This window comes from Geothrix sp. (assembly GCF_049292215.1).
Lineage (GTDB): Bacteria > Acidobacteriota > Holophagae > Holophagales > Holophagaceae > Geothrix.
The window spans coordinates 101299-117527 of sequence record NZ_JBATQW010000035.1 but is presented as its reverse complement, the minus strand read 5'-3'; the positions used below and the strand labels follow the sequence as shown (position 1 = coordinate 117527).

General features: G+C 65.9%; 19 protein-coding genes. 11 read left to right on the top strand and 8 right to left on the bottom strand.

Going from position 1 to position 16229, the window contains the following annotated elements; translation table 11 throughout:
* Positions 1-13: 13 nt before the first annotated feature.
* Entirely contained in the window at positions 14-562 is a 549-nt protein-coding gene (locus tag WAS25_RS06780) for a hypothetical protein (RefSeq protein ID WP_422310759.1), read from the bottom strand.
* A 97-nt stretch (positions 563-659) separates the two neighbouring features.
* Between WAS25_RS06780 and WAS25_RS06775 the strand changes: the two genes are divergently transcribed.
* The gene (locus WAS25_RS06775; RefSeq protein ID WP_422310758.1) at positions 660-1853 is read left to right on the top strand and encodes a glycine C-acetyltransferase; all 1194 of its coding nucleotides are present in this window, start codon (positions 660-662) and stop codon (positions 1851-1853) included.
* 70 nt (positions 1854-1923) lie between these two features.
* Entirely contained in the window at positions 1924-2694 is a 771-nt protein-coding gene (locus WAS25_RS06770; protein ID WP_422310757.1) for a hypothetical protein, read from the top strand.
* Here the strand turns inward: WAS25_RS06770 and WAS25_RS06765 are convergent.
* Genes WAS25_RS06765 through asnB form a run of 5 tightly spaced genes read right to left on the bottom strand, consistent with a single transcriptional unit; the run spans position 2665 to position 6182 of the window.
* Entirely contained in the window at positions 2665-3147 is a 483-nt protein-coding gene (locus WAS25_RS06765) for a MauE/DoxX family redox-associated membrane protein (RefSeq protein WP_422310756.1), read from the bottom strand. The two genes, WAS25_RS06770 and WAS25_RS06765, sit on opposite strands and share 30 nt — an antisense overlap.
* A complete protein-coding gene (locus WAS25_RS06760) occupies positions 3144-3785 on the bottom strand; it encodes a rhodanese-like domain-containing protein (RefSeq protein WP_422310755.1) in 642 nt (213 codons plus the stop codon). Before WAS25_RS06760 ends, WAS25_RS06765 begins: the two co-directional genes overlap by 4 nt.
* A 17-nt stretch (positions 3786-3802) precedes the next feature.
* A complete protein-coding gene (locus tag WAS25_RS06755) occupies positions 3803-4048 on the bottom strand; it encodes a hypothetical protein (RefSeq protein WP_422310754.1) in 246 nt (81 codons plus the stop codon).
* Between the two features lie 21 nt (positions 4049-4069).
* Positions 4070-4423: a PilZ domain-containing protein gene (locus WAS25_RS06750; RefSeq protein WP_422310753.1), complete on the bottom strand. Its 354-nt coding sequence runs from the start codon at positions 4421-4423 to the stop codon at positions 4070-4072.
* A 46-nt stretch (positions 4424-4469) separates the two neighbouring features.
* Positions 4470-6182: an asparagine synthase B gene (gene asnB / locus WAS25_RS06745; RefSeq protein WP_422310752.1), complete on the bottom strand. Its 1713-nt coding sequence runs from the start codon at positions 6180-6182 to the stop codon at positions 4470-4472.
* Between the two features lie 265 nt (positions 6183-6447).
* Here asnB and tdh point away from each other — a divergent pair, with 265 nt between their 5' ends.
* Positions 6448-7479 (top strand): L-threonine 3-dehydrogenase, encoded by a 1032-nt coding sequence (gene tdh / locus WAS25_RS06740; RefSeq protein WP_422310751.1) that lies wholly within the window; start codon positions 6448-6450, stop codon positions 7477-7479.
* Between the two features lie 86 nt (positions 7480-7565).
* On the opposite strand, the gene WAS25_RS06735 is transcribed toward tdh, so the two are convergent.
* Complete coding sequence (locus tag WAS25_RS06735) at positions 7566-8189, bottom strand: hypothetical protein (RefSeq protein WP_422310750.1); 624 nt, start codon at positions 8187-8189, stop codon at positions 7566-7568.
* Positions 8190-8252: 63 nt separating this feature from the next.
* Between WAS25_RS06735 and udk the strand changes: the two genes are divergently transcribed.
* From udk to WAS25_RS06705, 6 genes are read left to right on the top strand one after another with little or no spacing between them, the layout of a single operon-like run.
* A complete protein-coding gene (gene udk, locus WAS25_RS06730) occupies positions 8253-8906 on the top strand; it encodes a uridine kinase (RefSeq protein ID WP_422310749.1) in 654 nt (217 codons plus the stop codon).
* Entirely contained in the window at positions 8899-9219 is a 321-nt protein-coding gene (locus tag WAS25_RS06725) for a rhodanese-like domain-containing protein (RefSeq protein ID WP_422310748.1), read from the top strand. The genes udk and WAS25_RS06725 overlap by 8 nt, the downstream gene beginning before the upstream one ends.
* Complete coding sequence (locus tag WAS25_RS06720; RefSeq protein ID WP_422310747.1) at positions 9219-9824, top strand: NUDIX hydrolase; 606 nt, start codon at positions 9219-9221, stop codon at positions 9822-9824. The genes WAS25_RS06725 and WAS25_RS06720 overlap by 1 nt, the downstream gene beginning before the upstream one ends.
* Position 9825: 1 nt before the next feature.
* Positions 9826-10893: a hypothetical protein gene (locus tag WAS25_RS06715; protein WP_422310746.1), complete on the top strand. Its 1068-nt coding sequence runs from the start codon at positions 9826-9828 to the stop codon at positions 10891-10893.
* 55 nt (positions 10894-10948) lie between these two features.
* Positions 10949-11446: a YajQ family cyclic di-GMP-binding protein gene (locus tag WAS25_RS06710; RefSeq protein ID WP_422310745.1), complete on the top strand. Its 498-nt coding sequence runs from the start codon at positions 10949-10951 to the stop codon at positions 11444-11446.
* Position 11447: 1 nt separating this feature from the next.
* A complete protein-coding gene (locus WAS25_RS06705; RefSeq protein ID WP_422310744.1) occupies positions 11448-12443 on the top strand; it encodes a polyprenyl synthetase family protein in 996 nt (331 codons plus the stop codon).
* A gap of 4 nt (positions 12444-12447) precedes the next feature.
* On the opposite strand, the gene WAS25_RS06700 is transcribed toward WAS25_RS06705, so the two are convergent.
* Positions 12448-14013: a type IV pilus twitching motility protein PilT gene (locus tag WAS25_RS06700; RefSeq protein WP_422310743.1), complete on the bottom strand. Its 1566-nt coding sequence runs from the start codon at positions 14011-14013 to the stop codon at positions 12448-12450.
* Positions 14014-14118: 105 nt separating this feature from the next.
* Between WAS25_RS06700 and sucC the strand changes: the two genes are divergently transcribed.
* Together sucC and sucD are read left to right on the top strand one after the other, a co-directional pair.
* A complete protein-coding gene (gene sucC, locus WAS25_RS06695) occupies positions 14119-15276 on the top strand; it encodes an ADP-forming succinate--CoA ligase subunit beta (RefSeq protein ID WP_422310742.1) in 1158 nt (385 codons plus the stop codon).
* 44 nt (positions 15277-15320) lie between these two features.
* Complete coding sequence (gene sucD, locus WAS25_RS06690) at positions 15321-16193, top strand: succinate--CoA ligase subunit alpha (RefSeq protein WP_422310741.1); 873 nt, start codon at positions 15321-15323, stop codon at positions 16191-16193.
* Positions 16194-16229 lie beyond the last annotated feature (36 nt).

Genomic DNA, 16229 nt, shown 5'->3' with positions numbered 1-16229 from the left:
GCTGTAATGCGGGTCACTCCGCCTTGCGGAAGACCTCGTCGGTGCCGGTCAGCTCCCAGGCGCCCTTCTTCTTCTCGAAGGTGGCGTGGCGGATCTTGGTCTGGCCCACCTTCACGTCCTGGTGCAGGGCCTGGAAGAGGGGGAACTGGGCCGTGGGCTTCTCCAGGCGGATCTCGTACATGATCCGGGCCCCCTCCCGGGTGGGCTCCATCTTGGTGGTGCGGACAAAGGCCGCCTCGGCCGCCGGCATCACGAACCCGCCCTTCGGCGCGGCCTTGATGGCCTTGGGGGCATCGGGCTTCAGACGGAATGTGAAGGTCTCCTGCCCGCCCTCGGTCCTGAGCTCGCAAGTGAACCAGCCGCTCGCCTCGAGGTTCTCCTTCAAGGTCGCGAGCCGCAGGTGGGCAGGGGAACCCACTTCTGCTGAGGCCTTCTCTGGCACCGTCACCGGGACCACCACGGGATAGTCCTTGCGGATCAGGTCCTCGGCCTTGCGGCGGTCCAGCTTGGAGCTGCAGGCCAGGGTCAGGAGGAGGACGGGGGTGAAGATGAGGCGCCGCATGAGATTCCTTTCCAGTTCGACAAGAGGAAGATGCGATGGCCCCGCCGTCACACAACCCCGCAGTATCCTAGCAAGCCTCTGATGATAGGAGATCCCCTTGAGTTCCGCCTACCTGACCCACCTCCACCGCGAGCTTAAGCTGCTGAAAGAGGCTGGCCTCTTCAAGACCGAGCGGGTGATCACCTCACCCCAGCAGCCCCAGATGAAGGCCAACGGCCGCGACGTGGTCTGCCTCTGCGCCAACAACTACCTGGGTCTGGCCAACCATCCTGAGGTCATCCAGGCGGCCAAGGGGGTGATGGACGCCCACGGCTTTGGCATGGCCTCGGTGCGGTTCATCTGCGGCACCCAGGACATCCACCGGGAGCTGGAGCAGAAGCTGGCGACCTTCCTGGGCTTCGAGGACACCCAGCTCTATTCCTCCTGCTTTGATGCCAACGGCGCCATCTTCGAGGGGCTGCTGGGTGAGGAGGACGCCATCATCAGCGATGCCCTGAACCACGCCTCCATCATCGATGGCATCCGCCTCTGCAAGGCCAAGCGCTTCCGCTACGCCAACTCCGACATGGCCGACCTGGAAGCCCAGTTGAAGGCCGCCGACGAGGCTGGCGCCCGCTTCAAGCTGGTGGTGACCGATGGGGTGTTCAGCATGGATGGCTACATCGCCAAGCTGGGCGAGATCTGCGACTTGGCGGAAAAGTACGGTGCCATGGTGATGGTGGATGACAGCCACGCGGTGGGGTTCATGGGGGTCAACGGCCGGGGCACCCACGAGCACTGCGGCGTCATGGGCCGGGTGGACTTCATGACCGGCACCTTCGGCAAGGCCCTGGGCGGCGCCTCCGGCGGCTACATCGCTGGGAAGCAGGTGGCCATCGACTGGCTGCGGCAGAAGGCCCGACCCTACCTATTCTCGAATTCCGTGGCCCCGACCATCGTGGCCGCCACCCTGAAGGTGCTGGACCTCCTCAAGAACAGCCAGGGCCTCATCAAGCAGGTCCATGAGAACGCCCACTACTTCCGGGCCGGCATGGAGAAGGCTGGCTTCAAGCTGCTGCCAGGCGAGCACCCCATCGTGCCCGTCATGCTCTACGAGGCCCCCCTGGCCCAGGAATTCGCCAAGCGCCTGCTGGATGAGGGTGTCTACGTCATCGGCTTCTTCTTCCCCGTGGTGCCCAAGGGCCTGGCCCGCATCCGCACCCAGATGAGCGCCGCCCATACCCGCGCCGACCTGGACCACGCCATTCAAGCCTTCACCAAGGTGGGGCGCGAACTGGGCGTGATTTCCTAGATCGGCACAGACAGGGGCTTGCCACTGGGAGGGCTTGGGCGCAAGGTTTCTGGGAATCCCCGGAGCTGCCTTGACCTTCCCGCCCAAGCGCGAGCCCTCGCCGCACGACACGGCGGAGTACACCTTCGAGGAGATCGTCGCCAGGCTGGAATTGGGCCGCCTCCAGGTGGAGGCCACCGAGGCAGGCTCCCGCCTGGTCATGACCCATGCCGGGGCTCCTGGCCAGGACCGACGGCATCCTGGTGGCGGCCACTCCTTGACGGACGAGCGCCGGACCTTCAAGCCGCTGAACCTCCCCATCCTGTTCCCAGAAAAGGGGCCGATCCTGATCCTCGTGGTGGGAGGCTTCGCCACCGATGCCTCGCTCCAACGGCCGGCCCCTTTCTGGGAGGACGATCAGGCCGGTGGCTACCTCGTCTGGCAGGCCCTGGGACGGGCAGGGCTGCTGCACAAGAAGGACATGGCGTTCACCCTGGGCCGCGGGGGCTTCTGGGATGCGGCCCCACCTCGCACTCTAGGCTTGGCCATGACCTACGCAGGCTTCAGGCCAGACCACGGAAACGTGGACTTCAGGCATGTGGTCCACCCCTGGAACATCCACCGGCTCGAGACCCTGACGGAGGCCTGCTGGAGCCGCTCCATGGAGCGCCTCAAGGTCGTCACCCTGGGAGAGGCCGCCCGCTTCATGATGTGCGCCATCGCCTACGGGATGCCCGGCCTTCCGGTCCTGTCCCTCCCCGAACCTAACCAGGACCAGCTCTCCCGCGATCTGGGCCCTGACTCTGCGGCGGGCCTGTGGCTGGATTGGGCTTCAGACCTGCTGGCCGTCGGCCGGACTTGATGGTTCCGCTCGCCTTGGCCGGGTGGACCAGAGCAGCTGGATCACCAGCAGCCCCAGGGCGGCATCCCGGGCTAGGGACCAGCGCATGTCGGCCAGTTGCTCGGCCTCGGTCCGGTGGACCGCGGCGCCGAAGCAACCGCAGTCCACTGGACGGTGGCGGGCCAGGTTGATGCCCAGGGCCAGGCAGAACGACAGGAGCAGCGCCCCGATCCACAGGGCGGCCGCCCGGATCCAGAAGCCGAGGCAGAGAGCCATGCTGCAGGCCAGTTCCAGCCATGGCAGGATGAGGGCCAGGGGACTCAGGCTCCAGGCGGGGAACAGCCCGTAACCCCAGATGGCCTTGGCGAAGCCTGGTGGGTCGGCGAGCTTGGGCAGGGCCGCCGCCACGAAGACCAGGCCGAGGAGAACCCGAGCGGCCTGGGTCACCCTCGCATGCAGGAGCCAGCGCATCATGGCTGGCCCTTCGCGACGGGATGGCCCGCGGCGAGCCAGTCGGGAAACCCGTCCCGATAGATGAGCAGATGGAAGTAACCCTCGTTCAGAAGCCTCGCTGCAAGCAGGTGGGAGTCCCGGCAGTCCCCGCCGCTGCAGTAGATGACGATGGGATCCTCAGGGCCGGGTCGTCGCGAGGCTTTGAAGGAGAGGAGCCGATCCTCCAGATCCGCCTCCCACACCGGAGCGCACCAAGCCCCGGCGACATGGCCGACGGCGAAGTCCTCGCTCCGGCGGGCGTCCAGAAAGGGCTGGCCGGCCTGGAAGGCCTTCCAGGCCTCCGGACCACTGATTTCCCGGATGGGACTTGCCGGAACGGCGGGCGGTAGTAGTGCCTCGACACTTGGCCGGGGCGTGGGGAAGGCCACAGGCTGCGTGGGACGGGTCGTGTTCAGCGGCTGGGCTGGTGCCACGGCAGGCGTTGGCGGATCGGGAGGTGCCGCCTTCCCGGGAGGTGCGACCGGGTTGGAGGGGCGGAAACCCGACCAGGGCAGGCGGCGGGAGGCAGGGAGGAGGGCATTGGATAGCAGGGCCGCCAAGCCCGCGAGCCCGGCCAGGGCGAGCATGCGGACGGAGGTGGCGCTGAGCTTGGAGGGCATGGGCTGCGGCATCCGGGTCAAAGCACGATGTACCGATAGGTGCCAGGGTTCTGTTCCTTCAGCAGCAGCTGGATGGTCCAGCGCCCATCGGGAAACCGCTCGAACATCGTGGCGCTCATGACGGAATCCCTCAGCCAGAGGCGGATGGCGTCGTAGTCCTCGAAGGCCGGGGGCTCCCAGCTGTCGACGATGTCGGCGTGCCGGGACGATCCGGGCTTGAGCCGGTCCAGGAGGTGGGCCAGGGACGTCTCGGGGGCCAGCATCATCATCTCCACAGTCTGTGCCTACTGGTCCCTGGGCTCTTCGGCCAGGGGGTCCAGGGAATGGATGAGGAGCTTGAGGGCTTCGGCGCTGGCGGGCTCGAGGTTCCTGGAGAAAGCAATGGCGACGCCGCGTTCGTCCACCCTGACGACCATGCCTCGGGTCACGATCCGCTTCCCGGGCTCCCCCGCCCCGAGCAGGATGGCCAGGCCACAGCTGGTGCCGACCGGCAAAGGGCTACGTCCATCCACCAGGATGCCCCCCAGGCTGAGATCGATGGCCGAGGGGAAGCTGATGATACGGTCCTCGACGATGAGCTTCACCTCGTAGGCGATGGGGACGCGGCGGAAGCGGCGTTTCTCGGGGAGCGGGGTCATGGGCGGAATCCGGTGTGGGGCATGATAGCGCGGCTCCGCCCTGGCCTCACGCCTTCCCAGGTTCCTGGTAGCCCTGGTCGTGGATGTCCATGACGGCCCGGCCGGAAGGGTCGGTCAGCTTAGCGAAGGAAGCGTCCCACCGCAGGGCCGTCTCGGTGCTGCAGGCCACGCTGCGCTCGTAGGGCACGCAGTTGACCGCCGTGGCGCTGGGGAAGTGATGTTCGAAGAATTGCCGGTAGAAATAGGCCTCCTTGGTTTCCGGCGTCTTCACCGGGAAGCGCTCCGCAGCCCCCGCCATCATGCCGTCGCTGATCTCCCGTTCGGCCGTGGCCTTGAGGGCGTTGATCCAGGCATAGCCCACGCCATCGGAGAACTGTTCCTTCTGGCGCCAGAGCACCTCGTCGGGGATGAAGCCGTCGAAGGCATGGCGGAGGGGCCACTTCTCGATGGGGCGGGGGCGGGCGGCGTTCCTCGGCAGCTTCACGGAAGGATCCATGCGCATGGCCACGTCCAGGAATTCCCGGTCCAGGAAGGGGACGCGGGCCTCCACGCCCCAGGCGGCGCTGGACTTGTTGGCCCGGGCGCAGTCGTAGAGGTGAAGCTTCTGGAGCTTCCGCACCGTCTCGAAGTGCAACTCCGGCCCGTCCGGTGCCTTGTGGAAGTAGAGGTAGCCGCCGAAGATCTCGTCCGCGCCCTCGCCGGACAGCACCATCTTGATGCCCATGGCCCGGATCTTCCGCATGAGGAGGTACATAGGCGTCGAGGCCCGGATGGTGGTCACGTCGAAGCTCTCGATGTGGTGGATCACATCGGAGAGGGCATCCAGGCCCTCCTGAACGGTGAAGTGGATCTCATGGTGGATGGCGCCGATGTGCTCGGCGACCAGGCGGGCCGGCGCTAGGTCCGGCGCGCCTTTCAGGCCGATGGCGAAGGAGTGGATGCGGGGCCACCAAGCCGGGGCCGAGCCGCCCTCTTCTACGCGCCCTTCCCGGTATTGGGCGGCGATGGCCGAGATGAGCGACGAGTCCACGCCGCCTGAGATCAGCACGCCGTAGGGCACGTCGCACATGAGTTGGCGCCGCACGGCGGCCTCCAACGCCGCGCGAAGCTTCACGGGATCGTAGGGGTCCGAGGGGACATGGCCCGGGGCGGCCCAGTCAGGCTCGTAGTAGCGCTGGAACCCTTTGTCGGCCTCGTGGCCCAGGAAGTAGTGGCCTGGCGGCACTTCGCGGATGCGCTCACAGTGGCCTACCAGGGCCTTCATCTCGGAGGCCACATACAGGTGGTCGTGGCGGTCCCAGCCCACGTAGAGGGGGATGACGCCGATGGGATCCCGGGCGATGAGGTAGGTCTCGCGCTTGGGATCGTAGAGCACGAAGGCGAAGATCCCGTTCATGCGGTTGAGGAAGTCGCGGGGCTGGAGTTCGTCGTAGAGGTAGAGGATCACTTCGCAGTCCGAGAGGGTCTGAAAGTCGTGGCTCTCCCGCAGGCCGTGGCGCAGTTCCTGGTGATTGTAGATCTCGCCGTTCACCGCCAGCACCGTGCCCTTGAGGGTGTCGATCAGCGGCTGGGCCCCGTGCTCCACGTCCACGATGGAGAGGCGCTCGTGGACGAGGATCGCGCGGTCATCGCTGAAGATGCCGCTCCAGTCCGGGCCCCGGTGGCGGATCTTGCGGGCCATGGCCAGCGCCTGTCGGCGCAGGTCGGCCAGGGGGGACTTGACCGGATCCAGGTTGAGGATGCTGACGATGCCGCACATGGAAACTCCAAAAAGAAAGAACCCCGATCCGCCTTCGCGAATCGGGGTGGTCCGGGGTGTCAGGAATCTTAGGAGAGACCCTTGCCGGCCCACGCGCGATTCGCGCGAGGGAGCCGATTGGTATTGCGGTTGGGCCGCAGGGGGGAAAGGGTCATGGGTTACCTGGTAGAACCTTATCGGTCCTCTTCACGAATCGTCAAGGCTGGAACGGCAAAAGTTGGTCCGGCTTGCTCTTGATGATGAAATGATCCGGTTGGAGGAACCGATGAAAGCCCTGTTGAAGACCAAGCGCGAGGAAGGCATCTGGATGGGGGAGGTCCCCATGCCGGAGGTGGGACCCAACGATGTGCTGATCCGGGTCCACAAGAGTGCCATCTGCGGCACCGACGTCCACATCTACAACTGGGACGAGTGGGCACAGAAGACCATCCCCGTGCCCATGGTGGTGGGCCACGAGTATGTCGGCGTCATCGAGCGGGTGGGCACCGAGGTGGAGGGCTACCAGCCGGGGGATCGCGTCAGCGGCGAAGGGCACATCACCTGCGGGCATTGTCGCAACTGCCGCGCGGGCAAGCGCCACCTCTGCCGCAACACCTTCGGCGTGGGCGTGAATCGCACCGGTTCCTTCGCGGAGTATCTCTCTCTTCCCGCCTTCAATGTCTTCAAGGTGCCCGACAACGTGCCCGATGACGTGGCCGCCATCTTCGATCCCTACGGCAACGCCACCCACACAGCCCTCAGCTTCGATCTGGTGGGCGAGGATGTGCTGATCACCGGCGCCGGTCCCATCGGCATCATGGCCGTGGCCATCGCCAAGCACGTGGGGGCCCGGCACGTGGTCATCACGGACGTGAACGAGTACCGGCTCGACCTGGCCCGGAAGATGGGCGCCACCGTGGCCGTGAACCCCATGACGAAGAGGCTCCCCGAGGTCATGAAGGACCTGGGCATGACCGAGGGCTTCGACGTGGGCCTGGAGATGAGCGGCAACCGCAACGCCTTCGAATCCATGCTGGAGGCCATGCACCACGGGGGCCGCATCGCCCTACTGGGTATCCTGCCCGGTGACTGCGCGGTGGACTGGAGCCAGGTGATCTTCAAGGGGCTCATCCTGAAGGGGATCTACGGCCGGGAGATGTTCGAGACCTGGTACAAGATGGCCGCCATGGTCCAGAGCGGTCTGGACATCACCCCCGTCATTACTCACCACTTCGGCATCGACGACTTCCAGAAGGGCTTTGACGCCATGCGGAGCGGGCAGAGCGGGAAGGTCATCCTGGATTGGAGAGTGAAGTAGGCTTCTGTCCTGAGTCCTCTGTAAGGGCGCCCAAGGCGCCCTTATATTTTGCGCCGGTGAAGCCGAGCGCCACTGAGGCCTGAGGATTATCGGATCGGTTGCGGCTGCGGGATGGGCGGGAAGGCGCTCTCATTCAAGGGGACCCCATCCTTTATGAGGACATCGGCGGCCATGCCCTCGCCCCCGGGCTGTAGGTCCGTGCCCAGGCAGAGCAGGTAGTAGCCGTCGAACTTGGTGTTGAACTTCTGCCGCGCGGGTCCCCGCTTGACCTGGAGGTCCTCGATGGGGCGGGTGACGAAGGGGCGGTAGAGGAAGGGGTGGCCCCATGGCGCCTCGGGCACCTGGTCGAGGTATTCCGGAACCAGCTCCCCCATGGTCAGGGGATACTCGCTGCGCTTGGTCCGGTAGCGGATCAGCGCGTCGGTGATGCGCTTCATGGCAGCGCGAACCTGCTTCTGGCGGTCGGCGATGTCCCGGTTCACGAAGGCCTCGATGAGGTAGAGGTCCCGCTTCGCCTGCTGGGCGGCCTCGGATTCGGGATAGCGGGCGGTCAGCTGGTTCATCATTGCGCGGGCTTCGAGGCTCCGGCCCTCCACATTGAGCTTCCGTGCCTCCTCGTAGAGGTTGGCCGGCAGCCTGGGGTCCTCGGAGCTGCAGCCGGCGGCCAGCAGCAGGAGGGCCAGGGCAGGGGCGAAGCGACGATGGCGCATGGTCCGAACCATAGCAGAGGCGAGGCCCGGCTTGAAGTAGCATAGGACCCAAGGGAGGTCGTCATGACGGACAGGCCGATGCTGGTGGGCATCGTGGGGGGGTCCGGCAGCGGCAAGACCTCCGTGGCGGCCGAGCTGGTCAAGCGGCTGCGGGAGCAGGGGGTCGCCGCGATGTTGCTGGACATGGATGCCTATTACGCCCCGCTGGAGGTGGTGAAGGGACGGTTCGACGGGAGGCCCGTCAACTGGGACCACCCCCATGCCTTCGACCTTGAGCTGATGGCCGCCCATCTATCGGCACTGCACCGGGGGGAATCCATCCGCAAGCCCCGGTACGATTTCACCCTCTCGGATCGCACCGGCTGGGAGGAACCGATCCCCCCCGGCCAGGTAGTCATTCTGGAAGGTCTCCTCCTCTTTGCTCTGCAGGAGCTCCGGGACTTGCTGGACGTGAAGGTCTTCGTGGACACCGACGCCGACATCCGGATCATGCGACGCATCCGGCGGGACACCCGCGAGCGGGGGCGGAGCCTGGAGAGCGTCATGGATCAGTACGAGAATAGCGTCCGGCCCATGCACCTGGAGTTCGTCGAACCGAGCAAGCGCTGGGCCGACCTGATCGTCCCCACCGGGGTGGAGAACCGCACGGCGCTTGACATCATCACGCACCACATCTGCAGCCGGGTCATGAACCGGGAGGGGTTGTCCCATGTTTGAGGCCGGCCCCCACCTCGACGCGGCCGCTTTCCGGTCCCTGGATCCCGCCCTTGTGCAGATCCTCGATGTCCGGGAGCCATGGGAGTATGACCGGGCCCACCTGTCCGGGGCGCTGCTCATCCCTCTGGGCGACCTGGCAGACCGCGTTGGAGAGCTTGACCCGAACCGCCCCCTGGCTGCCTACTGCCACCACGGCATGCGCAGCCTGCAGGCCCTGAGGTTCCTGAAGGGAGCGGGCTTCACAGATCTGGCGCACCTCGCGGGCGGCATCGATGCCTACAGCCGGCTGGACCCATCGGTGCCGAGGTACTGATGAGGCTCCTCCATCGCCATCCCGAGGGGTTCGATCCGGCTGTCCCCTGGGTGCAGGAGTCGGAGAGCGTGCGGCAGGATTCCAGGCTCTTCCGCCAGATCGTCGCCCAGCGGCGGAGCCCGCACACAGGCCGGGAGCATGCCTTCTACCGCCTCCAGGGCCCCGACTGGGTCAATGTGGTGGCCTTCACCCGGACCGGAGAGCTGCTCGTGGTCGAACAGTTCCGGCATGGCATCGACGCGGCCACCCTGGAGATCCCCGGGGGCGGCTGCGACGCGGGTGAGACCCCAGCCGAGGCGGCCCAGCGCGAACTGCGGGAGGAGACGGGCTTCGTGTCCGAGCACTGGGTGCCCCTGGGTGCCTGCACCCCCAACCCCGCCACCCAGAACAACCGCTGCCACACCTTCCTGGCGATGGATTGTGACCCGGCCGGGGACCTCGAGCTGGATCCGGCGGAGGAACTCCAGGTCTGGGCCTATTCCTGGCCGGAATGGCATGGCCTCATGCAGCGTGGTTCGATCCACCATGCCCTGGTCCTGGCGGCCTTCCAGTTCCTGAGCCTCTGGGATGGCTGGCCCGACCTGCTTCGCCGCCTGGAGGCCTGAGGTGATCCGCCCCTACTGCTTGATCCTCGTGGCGTCCTTCCTGGTGGCGGAAGCCCCCGTGCCGACCATCCCCGCCTGCCAGATCGCCGGGGCTCCCAATGCCCACTTCGAAGCCGAGCTGGACGCCGCAGTCCGCGCCCTGGCTCCTCCAGACCGGAACCCATTCTTCAAGGCCCTGCGCACCAAGCAGCGGGAGCTCCAGGTGCGCATCTTCGAAGTGGAGCGGGGCCTTCTACAGGCCCAGTCCCTGCGGAATACGCTGGAACGGGAGGGCTCCGCGAACCTACCCCAGGCCCAGGCTCTGGTCGATGGTCAGGCCCGGATGCTGGCCGAGTTCCGCGAGATGGACAAGGTCATTGCCCGGAGGCGCTGGGAGGATGACCCCCTGAAGCTGGATGCGGATGAGCTCAAGGTGGACCTGTATGGCGGCTTCCAGTTCTCCAGCCTGTTCAGCGAGCAGGACCAGAAGGGCTCCTTCTTCTCCAAGTCCCGCCCCTTCGTGGCCCTGGACATCCGGCAGACCTTTCGGCGTCCGGCCCAGGACACCTGGTGGGAGGTGTTCAGCACCCTGGCCTTCCAGTCCTCCAGCTTCGAGACTTCGGAGACCCTCAACGTCATCACCTCGAGCGGCCATTTCCGGGGGGAGGTGGGGCTCTGGTGGATGAAGACCCTGACCGAACGGGTGAGCTGGGGTGTGGTGGGGTCGGCCGGGGTGGTGGGCTTCAGCCAGCCTGTGAACCAGTCGGATCTCACCACCACCTCCCGGGACGAGTTCCGGAACCGGTTCAAGGTGGGGGTCACCACGCGCCAGGAGGAAGGGGCCTTCAAGGGATCTTTCGCAGAGTGGTCATACCTCCGGGATCCCCTGTTCCGCTATCAGGACCGGATCTACATGCGGGGCCGGGTGGTGCTCACGCAGTTCGGCTCCCAGGGGGCCAGCGGCGATTTCTACATGGAGGGCTCCGTCAATAAGGGGGCCCACGGCAAGGACGAGGCTGTAATGCTGGTGGGCTTCCGCCTCAGCACTGTGGCCTTCTTCAGGAGCCTTGGCGGTGGCGCCAAGCCTTGATTCCATGCGGATTTAGGCGTTAGTCTGAACGACGGATTCCAATGAGGAGCGCCCCATGGCCAGCGAATGTTCCTTCGACGTCGTGTGCAAGGTGGACTTGGACGAAGTCAAGAACGCCGTCTCCCAGGCCATGAAGGAGATCGGCCAGCGCTTTGACTTCAAGGGCTCGGTCTCGAAGATCGAGCTGAAGGATGACAAGGTGCTCGTCCTCAGCAGCGACGACGAGGTGAAGCTCAAGGCTGTCATCGACGTGCTGCAGACCAAGCTGCACAAGCGCGGCGTCAGCATCCGCAGCATGACCTACGGCAAGCTCGAGCCTGCGGCGAAGGGCAGCGTCCGCCAGGAGGTCACCATCCAGCAGGGCATTCCGGTGGAGAAGGCGAAGGGGCTCATCAAGGCCATCAAGGATTCGAAGATCAAGGTGCAGGCCAGCATCCAGGGCGACCAGCTGCGCGTCAGCGGCAAGAGCCGGGACGACCTCCAGGAGGTCATCGCCCTGTTCAAGAAGGATGACCAGGGGCTGGACCTGCAGTTCACGAATTACAGAGGCTGATTTGTCGCGTCTGGACCTCTCCCGCTACTTCCTCCCCATTGCCCCCAAGCTGGCGGGGGTGGAGGCAGAGCTGCAGCGCATCCTGCAGAGCGATGTGGAGGTCGTCCAGAAGCTGGCGGATCACGTCCGGGGCGGGCAGGGCAAGCGCCTCCGTCCGGCCCTGGTGCTGCTCTCCTCCCGCTTCTGCGGCGTGCAGAACGAGGATGACGTCCGCTTCGGGGCGGTGTTCGAGCTGATCCACACGGCCACCCTGGTGCACGACGATGTCATCGACCACGCCCAGTTGCGGCGGGGGATGCCCACGCTCAACCGCCTCTGGGGCAATACGCTCACCGTGCTCTTCGGTGACGTTCTCTACCTGGTGGCCATGGGCGAGGCCATCGCCTGCCGCAGCTGGCGGATGATGGAGATCTTCGCCGAGGTCACCACCCGCATGATCGAGGGCGAACTCATCCAGAACGACGTCCTCTTCAAGCTGGACACCAGCCGCAAGGACTACTTCGACATCCAGGAACGGAAGACGGCCCTCCTCTTCAGTGGCTGCACTGAAACCGGCGCGGTCCTCACCGGCCGGAGCGAATCCGACTGCCTGGCCATGCGGGCCTACGGCCTGGAGGTGGGCCGGGCCTTCCAGCTCGTCGACGACCTGCTGGACTACACCGCCACCAGCGCCCAGTTGGGCAAGCCCGCCTTCAGCGACCTGCGCGAGGGGAAGCTGACGTTGCCCATGCTCACGCTGCTGGAGAAGGCGCCGGACGAGGTGCGGCCCCTGATCCGGACCATCTGGGACCGGGGTGAGGAGGTGCCCATTCCCGAGGCGGAGGAGGTCAAGCTCCGCGCCCTCATCGACAGGCACGATGCGCTTGCCGAGACCCGGGACCTGGCCACGCGGGCCTCGGCAAACGCCGTGGCCCACGTGGTGGGGCTGCAGGGTGACTCCACCACCGGGGAGCTGCTGCGAGAGATTCCCGAGGCTCTGCTGTCGCGGAGCATGTAGAAGCTCAGGCGTCCGCTTCCCCCAGCCGCAGGTCGAAGGGGATGCCAGCCCGCTTGCAGGAGGCGATGAAGCTCTCCTTGTCGGGGCACTTGAGGTAGGCCTCCATGGGCTCCACCTTGCGTCCCTGGATCAGCTCGACCAGGGCGTCGTTCATTAGGCGCTGGCCATAGCTGCGGCCGGTCTGCATGGCGCTGGGGATCTGGAAGTTCTTTCCTTCGCGCATGAGATTCGCGATGGCCGGGGTCACGAAGAGGGTCTCCAGGGCCGCCACCCGACCGCCTCCGATCCGCTTCAGCAGCACCTGGCTGACTACGCACTTGAGCGCGTCCGCCAGCATCACGCGGATCTGCTGCTGCCGGTCAGAAGGGAACTGGTCCACGATGCGATCGATGGTGCCGATGGCGCTGCTGGTGTGCAGGGTGCCGAAGACGAGATGCCCCGTCGCGGCCGTCTCCAGGGCGATGGCGATGGTCTCCAGGTCGCGCATCTCGCCCACCAGGACCACGTCGGGGTCCTCGCGGAGGGCCGCACGCAGGCCGCTCTTGAAGCTGTCTGTGTGGGTGCCCACCTCCCGCTGGTTCACCAGGCAGCCCTTGCGGGGATGCACGAACTCGATGGGATCCTCGATGGTCAGGATGTGGTCCCGCCGCTTCTGATTGGCGAGGTCTACGATGGCCGCGAGGGTGGTGGACTTGCCGCTGCCGGTGGGGCCGGTGACCAGGACCAGTCCCTTGGACAGGGTGGCCAGCCGGCGAACGGGATCGGACAGGCCCAGCCGGTCGGGGTCGGGCAGCTGGTTGGGAATGACCCGGCACACCAGCCCCGGGCCGACCCGGTCGTGGAAGTAGTTGACCCGGAGCCGGCAGCCGCCGGCTTCGTAGCTGTAGGCGAAGTCGGCGTCGTGGTGCTCTTCGAAGCGCTGCCAGATGGCGGGGGTGGCCAGGGCCTCCATCATCTCTAGGAGGGTGGCCGGGTCCAGGCTGTCGAAGCCTTCCAGCTCCTTCATGTCGCCATGGATGCGCACCAATGGGGGTTCGTGGGTGGTGCAGTGCAGGTCGGAGCCCTGCCGCTCCACCAGGGCGGCGAAGAGCCTCTCGGCCAAGGGGTGGGTCTGGGCCTTGCGGGTCATGGGTACGGTCCTGGGAGTCTCTGGCCGGGGCGGCGTCGAAGGGGCGGGGGCGGCTGCCGCCCCTGGCCCTTTCGGGGCGGGTGCCACCTCCACGGCTGCGGCGGGTTTGGGGGTGGGAACGGCCGACGCACGCGAGGGACCCTGGTGCTCCGCCTGGATCTGGGGCAGGTCCATATACCGGCTGAGGCGGATGCGGAAGGATTGCCCGGCCAGGTCGTAGTCGAACTCGGCCTGGCCATCCTTCTGCCAAGTGGCCTTCAGTTCCGGAGGGACCACGTCCCCGGCCAGCACGTCCACCATCACGGTCGGCAGTGGATTTGGCAGCAGGTCGATGGCTTCGCCCGATTTCATTTCGAGGCGGGGTTTCTTGTCGGCCTTCACCTCCAGGCGGCTGCCTGCCTTGGTGATGACCTGGGTGAGCAGACGATCCAGTTGGGCCATGGCGGTATTTCCCCAGCTTCAAAGGATGCCACGGGTCACAGCCTTCAGGGTTCGGGCTTGGGCACGCAGCTTGTAGACTGTTGATCGACCCTACCTGGAGCGAGCATGAACATCCACGAATACCAAGCCAAGGAACTCCTTCGGCTCTACAAGGTGGCCACGCCGGACGGCAAGGTCGCCCAGGACGCGGAAGAGGCCCGCATGATCACCAAGGAATACGGTGGCGCCAGTGTGGTGAAGGCCCAGATCCATGCCGGTGGCCGCGGCAAGGGCGGGGGCGTGAAGTTCGCGAACGATCCCGACAAGGCGGCCGACCTGTTCAAGGCCATCTTCGGCATGCAGCTGATCACCAAGCAGACCGGGGCCGAGGGACGCAAGGTTCACACGGTGTTCATTTCCAAGCCCGTGGACATCGCCCGGGAGCTCTACCTGAGCTTCCTGGTGGATCGCGGCTCCAGCCGGGTGACCATCCTCGCTTCCACCGAGGGCGGCGTCGAGATCGAGGAGGTCGCGGAGAAGACCCCCGAGAAGATCGTCAAGGTGGCCGTGGATCCGGCCCTGGGCCTCTGCGGCTTCCAGGCCCGCCAGGTGGCTTTCGCCCTGGGCCTCGAAGGCGATACCTTCAAGCAGGGCGTGGTCTTCCTCCAGAACCTCTACCGGCTCTTCATGGAGAAGGACTGCTCCATGGTGGAGATCAACCCCCTGGTGATCACCAAGACGGGTGAGGTCACCGCCCTGGACGCGAAGATCGGCTTTGACGACAACGCACTGTTTCGCCACCCGGACGTGCTGGCCTTCCGCGACCTCAACGAGGAAGCCGAGGAGGAGATCGCCGCCAGCAAGTTCAACCTGAACTTCATCAAGCTGGATGGCCAGATCGGCTGCATGGTGAACGGCGCGGGCCTGGCCATGGGCACCATGGACATCATCAAGTACCACGGCGGTTCCCCGGCCAACTTCCTGGATGTCGGCGGTGGAGCCACCGAGGATGCCGTGAAGAACGCTTTCCGGATCATCCTCCAGGATCCCGCCGTGAAGGCCGTGCTGGTGAACATCTTCGGCGGCATCATGCGCTGTGATGTGGTCGCCGCGGGCATCGTCAACGCCGCGAAGGAAATCGGCATCAAAGTGCCGGTGGTCGTGCGGCTGGAAGGCACCAACGTCGAAGAGGGCAAGAAGATCCTGGCCGAGAGCGGCCTGAACCTCATCGTCGCCGCCGACCTGAAGGATGCCGCCGAAAAGGTGGTCGCCTCCATCAAATAGCCCATCCACGGAACCCGACAGAGACCATTTTTGCGAGGTATGACATGGCTGTTCTCGTGGGCAACCACACCAAATTGATTGTTCAGGGCATCACCGGTCGCGAAGGCCTCTTCCACGCCAAGGGCTCCCGCGACTACGGCACCAACGTGGTCGGCGGCGTCACCCCCGGCAAGGGCGGCACCGAGATCGAAGGCTTCCCGGTCTTCAACACCGTCCAGGATGCCGTCGCCAAGACCGGCGCCAACGCCACCATGATCTTCGTGCCCCCCGTGGGCGCGGCGGACGCCATCCTCGAGGCCCTGGAAGCAGGCATCGAGCTCATCGTCTGCATCACCGAGGGCATCCCCGTCCTCGACATGGTGAAGGTCAAGCGCGTCCTCCCAGACTACCCCAAGAGCCGGCTCATCGGCCCCAACTGCCCGGGCATCATCAGCCCCGGCCTGGCCAAGATCGGCATCATGCCTGGCCGCATCCACAAGCAGGGTCACGTGGGCGTGGTCAGCCGCTCTGGCACGCTCACCTATGAAGCTGTGGGGCAGCTCACGGCGCTCGGCATCGGCCAGAGCACCTGCATCGGCATCGGCGGCGATCCCGTCAATGGCACCAGCCACATCGATGCCCTGCGGCTCTTCCAGGATGATCCGGACACCCACGCCATCATCATGATCGGCGAGATCGGCGGCAGCGCCGAGGAGGAGGCTGCGGAGTTCGTGAAGCAGTACGTCACGAAGCCCGTGGTGGCCTTCATCGCCGGCCAGACGGCCCCTCCAGGCCGCCGGATGGGCCACGCGGGCGCCATCATCTCGGGTGGCAAGGGCACCGCCGCCGAGAAGATGAAGGCCCTTACCGCCGCGGGCATCACCGTGGTGCAGAGCCCCGCCGACATGGGCAAGGCCCTTGCCGAGCGGCTGAAATAAATGAGATAAAACTCTAACCACGAAGATAGGAAGACC

Bases quoted from the DNA above. Each gene is read 5' to 3' on its own strand.
- WAS25_RS06780 (WP_422310759.1), bottom strand. From the start codon at position 562: ATGCGGCGCCTCATCTTCACCCCCGTCCTCCTCCTGACCCTGGCCTGC.
- WAS25_RS06765 (WP_422310756.1), bottom strand. From the start codon at position 3,147: ATGATGCGCTGGCTCCTGCATGCGAGGGTGACCCAGGCCGCTCGGGTT.
- WAS25_RS06760 (WP_422310755.1), bottom strand. From the start codon at position 3,785: ATGCCCTCCAAGCTCAGCGCCACCTCCGTCCGCATGCTCGCCCTGGCC.
- WAS25_RS06755 (WP_422310754.1), bottom strand. From the start codon at position 4,048: ATGCTGGCCCCCGAGACGTCCCTGGCCCACCTCCTGGACCGGCTCAAG.
- WAS25_RS06750 (WP_422310753.1), bottom strand. From the start codon at position 4,423: ATGACCCCGCTCCCCGAGAAACGCCGCTTCCGCCGCGTCCCCATCGCC.
- asnB (WP_422310752.1), bottom strand. From the start codon at position 6,182: ATGTGCGGCATCGTCAGCATCCTCAACCTGGATCCGGTCAAGTCCCCC.
- tdh (WP_422310751.1), top strand. From the start codon at position 6,448: ATGAAAGCCCTGTTGAAGACCAAGCGCGAGGAAGGCATCTGGATGGGG.
- WAS25_RS06735 (WP_422310750.1), bottom strand. From the start codon at position 8,189: ATGCGCCATCGTCGCTTCGCCCCTGCCCTGGCCCTCCTGCTGCTGGCC.
- udk (WP_422310749.1), top strand. From the start codon at position 8,253: ATGACGGACAGGCCGATGCTGGTGGGCATCGTGGGGGGGTCCGGCAGC.
- WAS25_RS06725 (WP_422310748.1), top strand. From the start codon at position 8,899: ATGTTTGAGGCCGGCCCCCACCTCGACGCGGCCGCTTTCCGGTCCCTG.
- WAS25_RS06720 (WP_422310747.1), top strand. From the start codon at position 9,219: ATGAGGCTCCTCCATCGCCATCCCGAGGGGTTCGATCCGGCTGTCCCC.
- WAS25_RS06710 (WP_422310745.1), top strand. From the start codon at position 10,949: ATGGCCAGCGAATGTTCCTTCGACGTCGTGTGCAAGGTGGACTTGGAC.
- WAS25_RS06700 (WP_422310743.1), bottom strand. From the start codon at position 14,013: ATGGCCCAACTGGATCGTCTGCTCACCCAGGTCATCACCAAGGCAGGC.
- sucC (WP_422310742.1), top strand. From the start codon at position 14,119: ATGAACATCCACGAATACCAAGCCAAGGAACTCCTTCGGCTCTACAAG.
- sucD (WP_422310741.1), top strand. From the start codon at position 15,321: ATGGCTGTTCTCGTGGGCAACCACACCAAATTGATTGTTCAGGGCATC.